Source organism: Cedecea sp. P7760, from assembly GCF_013386425.1.
GTDB lineage: Bacteria > Pseudomonadota > Gammaproteobacteria > Enterobacterales > Enterobacteriaceae > Cedecea > Cedecea selenatireducens.
Genome location: NZ_JACARU010000075.1, coordinates 1 through 8,053, shown reverse-complemented (window position 1 = coordinate 8,053; position 8,053 = coordinate 1). Strand labels below are relative to the sequence as shown.

Genomic DNA, 8,053 nt, shown 5'->3' with positions numbered 1-8,053 from the left:
CAATGTTTCCCATAGCTTTTGTTTTCTCCCTCGCCCCTTTGGGGAGAGGGCTGGGGTGAGGGTGGATTTGTCCCCGGCTCTCATCGCCCCCGGTTATGACCCAACTCAGGCGGGGTTGAGCTGCCGGGAGCAGCGAAAGAGAGCGATCGTCGGGAACGAATCGCGAACGACCCCGAATGTTTGGGTGATAGCCGGTGGGTTTACCGCTTCAGCGGCGATGAGCTCGCCGGGCGCCGGGGCTGTCCGGGGGATGGCGTTATCCCCCGGACACGTTCACCGTACTCTGAACGTGCAGGGGGAAACTGATTTACGGGTGAACGGAATAACTGCGGAGAGAAAGATATCTCCCGGAAGATTTGAAAGGAAAATGTGACTAAGAGGCAGCTGAGGGAGAGGGGAGCATTAGTGCTCGCTTCACCCCGTTGTCGGGGTGAAGCGAAGCTCAATTACAGCGGTGCGGTTTGCGCCTCCACGACCGCCAGCGCCACCATATTCACGATACGGCGTACAGAAGCAATCGGCGTCAGCACGTGAACAGGCTTCGCCACGCCCATCAGCACCGGCCCAACGGTTACCCCTTCAGAGCTTGAAACACGCAGCAGGTTATAGCTGATGCGCGCGGCCTCAACGTTCGGCATGATCAGAATGTTGGCCGAACCTTTCAGCGGGCTGTCCGGCATGCGCTCATGACGAATACTTTCGACCAGCGCCGCGTCCCCGTGCATCTCTCCGTCAATTTCCAGTTCCGGCGCGCGCTCGCGAACCAGTTCCAGAGTTTGGCGCATTTTGCAGGCCGCTTTGCTGTTGGATGAGCCGTAGTTGGAGTGGGACAGCAGCGCAACCTTCGGCTCAATGCCGAAGCGGCGCACCGTTTCCGCCGCCAGCAGGGTGATTTCCGTCAGCTCTTCCGGCGTTGGGTCATCGTTCACGTAGGTGTCGGCGATAAAGGTGTTGCCGCTCGGCAGCAGCAGCGCGTTCATTGCCCCGGCCGCTTTCACGCCTTCGCGGTAGCCGAACAGCTTCTCGACCACGTCAAAGTGCTCGTGGTACTCGCCGATAGTCCCGCAAATCAGGGCATCCGCCTCGCCGCGATGCACCATGATCGCCCCGATCACCGTGGTGTTGCTGATCACCGCGCGCTGCGCCTGTTCCTGGGTGATCCCCCGGCGTTTCATGATGTTGTAGTACTCGTGCCAGTACTCTTTAAAGCGCGGATCGGATTCGTTGTTCACGATCTCAAAATCTTTGCCCGGCTGAATTTGCAGCCCCAGCTTTTTGATGCGCATTTCGATAACGCTTGGGCGACCAATCAGGATTGGTTTCGCCAGCCCCAAGGTGATGAGTTCCTGCGTCGCGTGCAGCACGCGAGCTTCTTCCCCTTCGCTTAACACCACGCGCTTCGGCTCTTTGCGCGCCTGGGAGAAAATAGGCTTCATAAACAGGTTTGTTTTGTAGACAAACTCTTCCAGCTTCTCGCTGTAGGCGTTGAAATCCTGAATAGGACGTGTGGCCACGCCAGAGTCCATCGCCGCCTTCGCCACAGCCGGTGCAATCTTGACGATCAGACGCGGGTCAAAAGGCTTAGGAATGATGTATTCCGGGCCAAACGTCAGCTCCTGCTCGCCGTAGGCGGAGGCGACAACGTCGCTCTGCTCGGCGTGAGCCAGCTCTGCAATCGCGTGAACGGCGGCCAGCTTCATCTCTTCGTTAATCGCCGTCGCGCCAACGTCCAGCGCGCCACGGAAGATGAACGGGAAGCACAGCACGTTGTTCACCTGGTTCGGGTAGTCAGAACGGCCGGTACAGATGATCGCTTCAGGGCGCACTTCTTTTGCCAGCGGCGGCAGAATTTCAGGCTCAGGGTTAGCCAGCGCCAGAATCAGCGGCGCCTTGCCCATCTTCTTCACCATATCCTGGGTCAGCACTTTCGGGCCGGAGCAGCCGAGGAAGATATCCGCGCCCTCAATCACGTCGTCCAGCGTGCGCTTGCCACTGTCTTCCACGGCATAGGCGGCTTTGGTTTCCGCCATGTTCTCTTCGCGGCCTTTATAGATAACGCCCTTCGAGTCGCAGACCACGATGTTGTGTTTCTGCATGCCCAGCGCAACCAGCAGGTTCATACAGGCGATAGCGGAAGCTCCCGCGCCTGATACCACCAGCCGCACGTCGGAAATGTTCTTTTCCACTACGCGCAGGCCGTTAAGCACCGCCGCAGTACAAATAATCGCGGTACCGTGCTGGTCATCGTGGAATACCGGAATGTTCATCCGCTCGCGCAGCTTCTGCTCGATGTAGAAGCACTCAGGCGCTTTGATATCTTCCAGGTTGATGCCGCCAAAGGTTGGCTCCAGCGCGGCAACAATGTCGACCAGCTTGTCCGGATCCATCTCATCAATTTCGATATCGAAGACGTCGATACCGGCAAATTTTTTAAACAGAACGCCCTTACCTTCCATCACCGGCTTGCCCGCCAGCGCGCCGATGTTGCCCAACCCTAGCACCGCGGTGCCGTTCGAGACGACGCCAACGAGGTTGCCGCGCGCGGTGTACTTGTAGGCGGCGAGCGGGTCCTTTTCAATTTCAAGGCAAGGCGCCGCTACGCCAGGTGAGTACGCCAGCGCCAGGTCGCGCTGGGTGGCCAGCGGTTTGGTCGGAGAAACCTGGATTTTCCCCGGGATCGGAAATTCATGGAAATCGAGGGCACTTTGCTTCAGTTGTTCATCCATTGCATCGTTCCTTTTTGGCTCTTCTTTATTGTTACGTCAGCCACGTAGTATCCCGCGGGCACGTTTCGCAAACTTTGAAGGTAGCCATACTATTAAGATTAGGCGTAATTATTGTTAGCTAACTATAGAACCAATGTTAGCGGCCGCCCCGTCATCGCCGCCCATCTGCTATGCTTTTGGGTTATGCAAAGAATGAATTTTCACGGCGAGCGACACGGAACGCTCAGGTAAGACGTTGCTTTTCAAGGAGATAGTAATGAATCAGCTAGACAGCATTAAGCAGTACACCACCGTGGTTGCCGACAGCGGTGATATCGACTCTATTCGCCACTACCAGCCTGAAGACGCCACCACCAACCCTTCACTGTTGTTAAAAGCCGCAGGACTTGAGCAATATCAGCCGCTTATTGATGACGCGCTGGCCTATGGCAAGCAGCGCGGCGGCGGCAGGGAGCAAATTGTGGCGGAAGCTAGTGACAAACTGGCGGTCAACGTGGGTGCGGAAATTCTGAAAAGCATTCCGGGGCGCGTGTCCACCGAAGTGGATGCCCGTCTGTCCTATGACAAAGAAAAAAGTATCAGCAAGGCTCGTCGCCTGGTTGAGCTGTACGCCGAGCAGGGGATCGACAAGTCCCGCATTCTTATCAAGCTGGCTTCAACCTGGGAAGGGATCCGCGCGGCGGAAGAGCTGCAGAAAGAAGGCATCAACTGCAACCTGACTCTGCTGTTCTCGTTTGCTCAGGCACGCGCCTGCGCAGAGGCTGGCGTCTTCCTGATTTCCCCGTTCGTGGGACGCATTTACGACTGGTATCAGGCACGCAAGCCGATGGATCCTTATGTGGTAGAAGAAGATCCGGGCGTGAAATCCGTGCGCAATATCTACGACTATTTCAAGCAACATAACTATGAAACCATCGTCATGGGCGCCAGCTTCCGCCGCACCGAGCAAATCCTTGCGCTGGCGGGCTGCGACAGGCTGACCATCGCGCCAAACCTGCTGCAACAGCTGCAGGACAGCGAAGAAGAGGTTGTGCGTAAGCTGATCCCATTCTCACAGGGCTTCCGCCGCCCGGCCCCACTGAGCGAAGCTGAATTCCGCTGGGAACACAATCAGGACGCTATGGCCGTCGAAAAACTGGCCGAAGGGATCCGCCTGTTCGCCATAGACCAACGCAAACTGGAAGACCTGCTCGCCGCCAAACTTTAACAAGACCTGGAGTGAAACATGTCATCACGTAAAGAGCTTGCCAACGCCATTCGCGCCCTCAGTATGGATGCTGTCCAGAAAGCCAATTCCGGCCACCCCGGTGCGCCCATGGGTATGGCTGATATCGCCGAGGTGCTGTGGAATGACTTCCTCAGCCACAATCCGTCTAACCCGCACTGGGCCAACCGCGACCGCTTTGTGCTGTCGAACGGCCATGCGTCAATGCTGCTTTACAGCCTGCTGCACCTGAGCGGCTATGACCTGCCGCTGGAGGAGTTGAAAAACTTCCGCCAGCTTCACTCCAAAACGCCGGGCCACCCGGAAGTCGGCTATACCCCCGGCGTGGAAACCACCACTGGCCCGCTTGGGCAGGGGTTAGCTAACGCCGTGGGGATGGCCATTGCCGAGCGTACGCTGGCCGCGCAGTTTAACCAACCCGGCCATGACATCGTGGACCACTACACCTACGTGTTCATGGGCGACGGCTGCCTGATGGAAGGGATTTCCCACGAAGTCTCTTCCCTGGCCGGGACGCTGGGCCTGGGCAAGCTGATCGGCTTCTACGATCACAACGGAATTTCCATCGACGGGGAAACCGACGGCTGGTTTACCGACGACACGGCAAAACGCTTCGAGGCCTATCACTGGCACGTGATCCATGAGATAGACGGTCACGACCCGGAAGCGCTGAAAAAAGCCATCAAAGAAGCGCAGAGCGTGAAGGACAAACCTTCGCTGATCGTCTGCCGCACCGTGATTGGTTTTGGCTCACCAAACAAAGCGGGCAAGGAAGAGGCTCACGGCGCGCCGCTCGGTGAAGAAGAAGTCGCCCTGGCGCGGAAGCAACTGGGCTGGAAATACCCGCCGTTTGAAATTCCTAAAGATGTTTATCATGCCTGGAATGCCAAAGAGGCGGGTGAAAAAGCCGAAGCGGCCTGGAAAGAGAAATTTGCCGCCTACGCCAAAGCTCACCCTACCCTGAGCGCCGAATTTAAGCGTCGTACCGAAGGCAAGCTGCCGGATAACTGGCAGAAAACCGCCCAGAAGTACATCGAACAGCTGCAGGCCAACCCGGACAAAATTGCTACCCGTAAGGCTTCGCAAAATGCGCTCAACGCCTTCGGCCCATCGCTGCCGGAACTGCTGGGCGGTTCCGCCGACCTGGCCCCGAGCAACCTGACCATCTGGAAAGGCTCAAAGTCGATTAAAGAAGATACCGCCGGGAATTACATCCACTACGGCGTGCGCGAGTTCGGCATGACCGCCATCGCCAACGGCATTGCCCTGCACGGTGGCTTTATCCCTTATACCGCCACCTTCCTGATGTTTGTGGAATACGCCCGTAACGCAGCGCGTATGGCGGCGTTGATGAAAGCGCGGCAGATAATGGTGTATACCCATGATTCCATCGGTCTTGGGGAAGATGGCCCGACGCACCAGGCCGTTGAGCAGCTTGCCAGCCTGCGCCTGACGCCAAACTTCAGCACATGGCGCCCTTGCGACCAGGTTGAAGCCGCCGTCGCCTGGAAAACCGCGCTTGAGCGCCAGACCGGGCCTACGGCGTTAATCCTCTCTCGCCAGAACCTTGCCCAGATGGAGCGTACGCCCGAGCAGCTGAAGGCCATTAGCCGCGGGGGCTATATTCTGAAGGACAGCGACGGCAAGCCGGATATCATCCTGATTGCTACCGGCTCAGAGGTCGAGATAACCGTCGAAGCCGCTGCGGTGTTGAGCCTGGAGGGGCATAAAGTTCGCGTGGTATCTATCCCGTCCACCGACGTTTTCGACGCCCAGGATGAAGAGTATCAGGAGTCCGTTCTGCCTTATGAAGTGCGGGCTCGCGTGGCGGTAGAGGCTGGTATTGCCGATTACTGGTACAAATACGTTGGCCTTAAGGGCGGTATTGTCGGCATGACAACCTTCGGCGAGTCCGCCCCTGCCGGGAAGCTGTTCCCATTCTTTGGCTTTACGGTAGAGAACATCGTGGCCACGGCGAAAAAATCGCTGGCGAGAAAATAGTCCTGCTCTTGCAGCCCTCTTCTTTCGGGGAGAGGGCATTCTTTTAGATCAATGCATCGACCCTATTTGGTAACCCACAGCGTGGGCCAGCCGCCCGCTTTATGCCAGCCGTCACAGGCCGGCTCTTCGGCATAGCGAACGAGACGGAAACGCTGCCCGTCATAGCGCCAGCGCGTTGCCACGCCGCAATCCCCCAGCCCACGGCCTTTAGCCAAAGTCGTTAACTCTTTGCCGTGTTCGTCAAACCCTGCGTTCATTAATTCCAGGTCGGTGCTGCCGCTGTCCGGCATAAAGGGCAGGCGCAGGCGAATCGCCCTCGCCACAAACGGCTTCTGCCGGGAAACAACCCAGGCCAGGTACACCACGTTATAGGCTCCGGCCTCGCAGCTGGTGAGCATCAGCGCTTTGTCGTCGGTCAGAGGGAAAACGCGCACTTCACGGCGCAGAGGATCGAGAGAGCACTGGCTGTTATTCATCCGCCATGTGCCGTAATCCAGCAGATCGTTAAGCTCATCATGTGAAAGCGGCCCTGGCGCGGCCATTGAGGCAGTAACTTCTTTTAGCGGCGGAGCCGGAGGTACGCTCAGCGGCGGGGCGTCACCTTTCTTAATCCATGCAGTTTCACTGCCAGTGCGTTTTTGCTGGCTGTCGATAAACAGCAGCGCCGCTTTGAAACCGCTGAGAGAAATCACCCCGGCACCGTCAGCAAGCGTGACCTTATCGCCGTTACCGATGGCGTTTAGCAGGCCGTTAATCGCTTCCGGATTATTGGTCATCAAATGGTGAGGAGAGATTTTCCACTCATTTTGCTGGAGCACAATAGGTTCCCCGTCCAGCCTTAAGCGTGGTTCAACGGGCGGGACTTTAACGTCCGCACTCTCCAGATTTCCGAGGTCGATGCGCAGGTTAACGTCGTTGCGCGCCCCCGCGCCGCGAGAAAGCGTCATCACCAGCCCCTGATGCAGCCCGGTATTACGGGCGCTACAGAAATTTTGGTTATTGCAGGTCACCTGCCAGTCGGAAAACTGCTTTTGCGCCGGCGCGGCAAACGCAGCATTAGCCACCAGCAGCGCAAACATAAGCAAAGGGGATATCCGATAGAACATTGAAGGCTGGCCCTAAAAAGCGAAGCGTGAAAAACGTACGATGGTGGCACGTATCTTCGGCTCACGAGTCGGCCTGCTCAATCGGATTTGTCGGATAGATTTATAGCAATATTAAAAATCGCAATAAGCTGATTTTAAGGCGCTTTATTCCATCACATTGCGTAACTGCAGCTGCTGCAGCAGTATCACCGTCTTACCGTCACGAATTTCACCGTTTTGTACCATCGCCATCGCCTGGCTAAAGGGGATTTCCAGCACATCGATATCTTCATCCTCCACGCCACCGCCGGCCCCTTCTCGCTGCGCCTCGCTGTACTCGGCCAGATAGAAATAGACGATTTCGGTCACGCCGCCGGGAGACATATACAGCTCAAAGACTTTCTCGACGTCTCCGACCTGAAAGCCGGTTTCCTCCATCGCCTCTTTGCGGGCGCAGACTTCCGGCTCGTCGGCATCCAGCAGTCCGGCGCAGGCTTCAATCAGCATGCCATCTTCATTGCCGTTGACCCAGGTTGCGACGCGGAATTGCCGGGTAAGCACTACGGTTTGCTTTTCACGGTTGTAAAGCAGGATGGTCGCGCCGTTGCCCCGGTCATAAACTTCGCGTTTATGACGCACGCTTTCAGCCCCGTTACGAGACAGGTCATAGGTAATATTGCGCAGGATGAAGTAGTTATCAGACAGGACTTTATCTTTGATGACTTCAATACGTAACGACATACGGTCTCCACAAGGCGGTAAGGGAGCCAATAATCATATGACGTTCTGTGAGCGTTGTCGCGTGGCGTGAGGTGTGTTTTTTGGGGTGTTCCGAGTGGGAATATATTAGTTTGCAGTTTTTCCGTTCACCGTAACATCATTTATTTCTGTCACCACTGTAAACGGTGAACGTGTCAGGTGGCATTACGCCATGCCCCCTGACGACCCCCGGCGCCCGGCGAGCTCATCGCCGCTGAAGCGGTAAACCCACCGGCCATCACCCAAACATTCGGGGT

Annotated in this window: 5 protein-coding genes; 2 read left to right on the top strand and 3 right to left on the bottom strand. The window is 56.8% G+C overall.

The window, feature by feature from the left end; all coding sequences use genetic code 11:
* Window positions 1-446 precede the first annotated feature (446 nt).
* The gene (gene maeB, locus HX778_RS22335; protein ID WP_176983098.1) at window positions 447-2,726 is read right to left on the bottom strand and encodes an NADP-dependent oxaloacetate-decarboxylating malate dehydrogenase; all 2,280 of its coding nucleotides are present in this window, start codon (window positions 2,724-2,726) and stop codon (window positions 447-449) included.
* Window positions 2,727-2,982: 256 nt separating this feature from the next.
* Between maeB and tal the strand changes: the two genes are divergently transcribed.
* Together tal and tkt are read left to right on the top strand one after the other, a co-directional pair.
* Window positions 2,983-3,933, top strand: a complete 951-nt coding sequence (gene tal / locus HX778_RS22330; RefSeq protein WP_176983097.1) for a transaldolase — start codon at window positions 2,983-2,985, stop codon at window positions 3,931-3,933.
* Between the two features lie 18 nt (window positions 3,934-3,951).
* A complete protein-coding gene (tkt, locus tag HX778_RS22325; RefSeq protein ID WP_176983096.1) occupies window positions 3,952-5,952 on the top strand; it encodes a transketolase in 2,001 nt (666 codons plus the stop codon).
* 62 nt (window positions 5,953-6,014) lie between these two features.
* Here tkt and HX778_RS22320 read toward each other — a convergent pair whose 3' ends face one another.
* Both HX778_RS22320 and nudK read right to left on the bottom strand, forming a co-directional pair.
* Window positions 6,015-7,058 (bottom strand): DUF1176 domain-containing protein, encoded by a 1,044-nt coding sequence (locus HX778_RS22320; protein ID WP_176983095.1) that lies wholly within the window; start codon window positions 7,056-7,058, stop codon window positions 6,015-6,017.
* A gap of 144 nt (window positions 7,059-7,202) precedes the next feature.
* Window positions 7,203-7,778: a GDP-mannose pyrophosphatase NudK gene (nudK, locus tag HX778_RS22315; RefSeq protein WP_038480384.1), complete on the bottom strand. Its 576-nt coding sequence runs from the start codon at window positions 7,776-7,778 to the stop codon at window positions 7,203-7,205.
* Window positions 7,779-8,053: the final 275 nt, after the last annotated feature.

What these genes read in the sequence shown, in the direction of transcription:
- maeB (WP_176983098.1), bottom strand. Translation starts at nt 2,726, where the DNA reads ATGGATGAACAACTGAAGCAAAGTGCCCTCGATTTCCATGAATTTCCG.
- tal (WP_176983097.1), top strand. Translation starts at nt 2,983, where the DNA reads ATGAATCAGCTAGACAGCATTAAGCAGTACACCACCGTGGTTGCCGAC.
- tkt (WP_176983096.1), top strand. Translation starts at nt 3,952, where the DNA reads ATGTCATCACGTAAAGAGCTTGCCAACGCCATTCGCGCCCTCAGTATG.
- HX778_RS22320 (WP_176983095.1), bottom strand. Translation starts at nt 7,058, where the DNA reads ATGTTCTATCGGATATCCCCTTTGCTTATGTTTGCGCTGCTGGTGGCT.
- nudK (WP_038480384.1), bottom strand. Translation starts at nt 7,778, where the DNA reads ATGTCGTTACGTATTGAAGTCATCAAAGATAAAGTCCTGTCTGATAAC.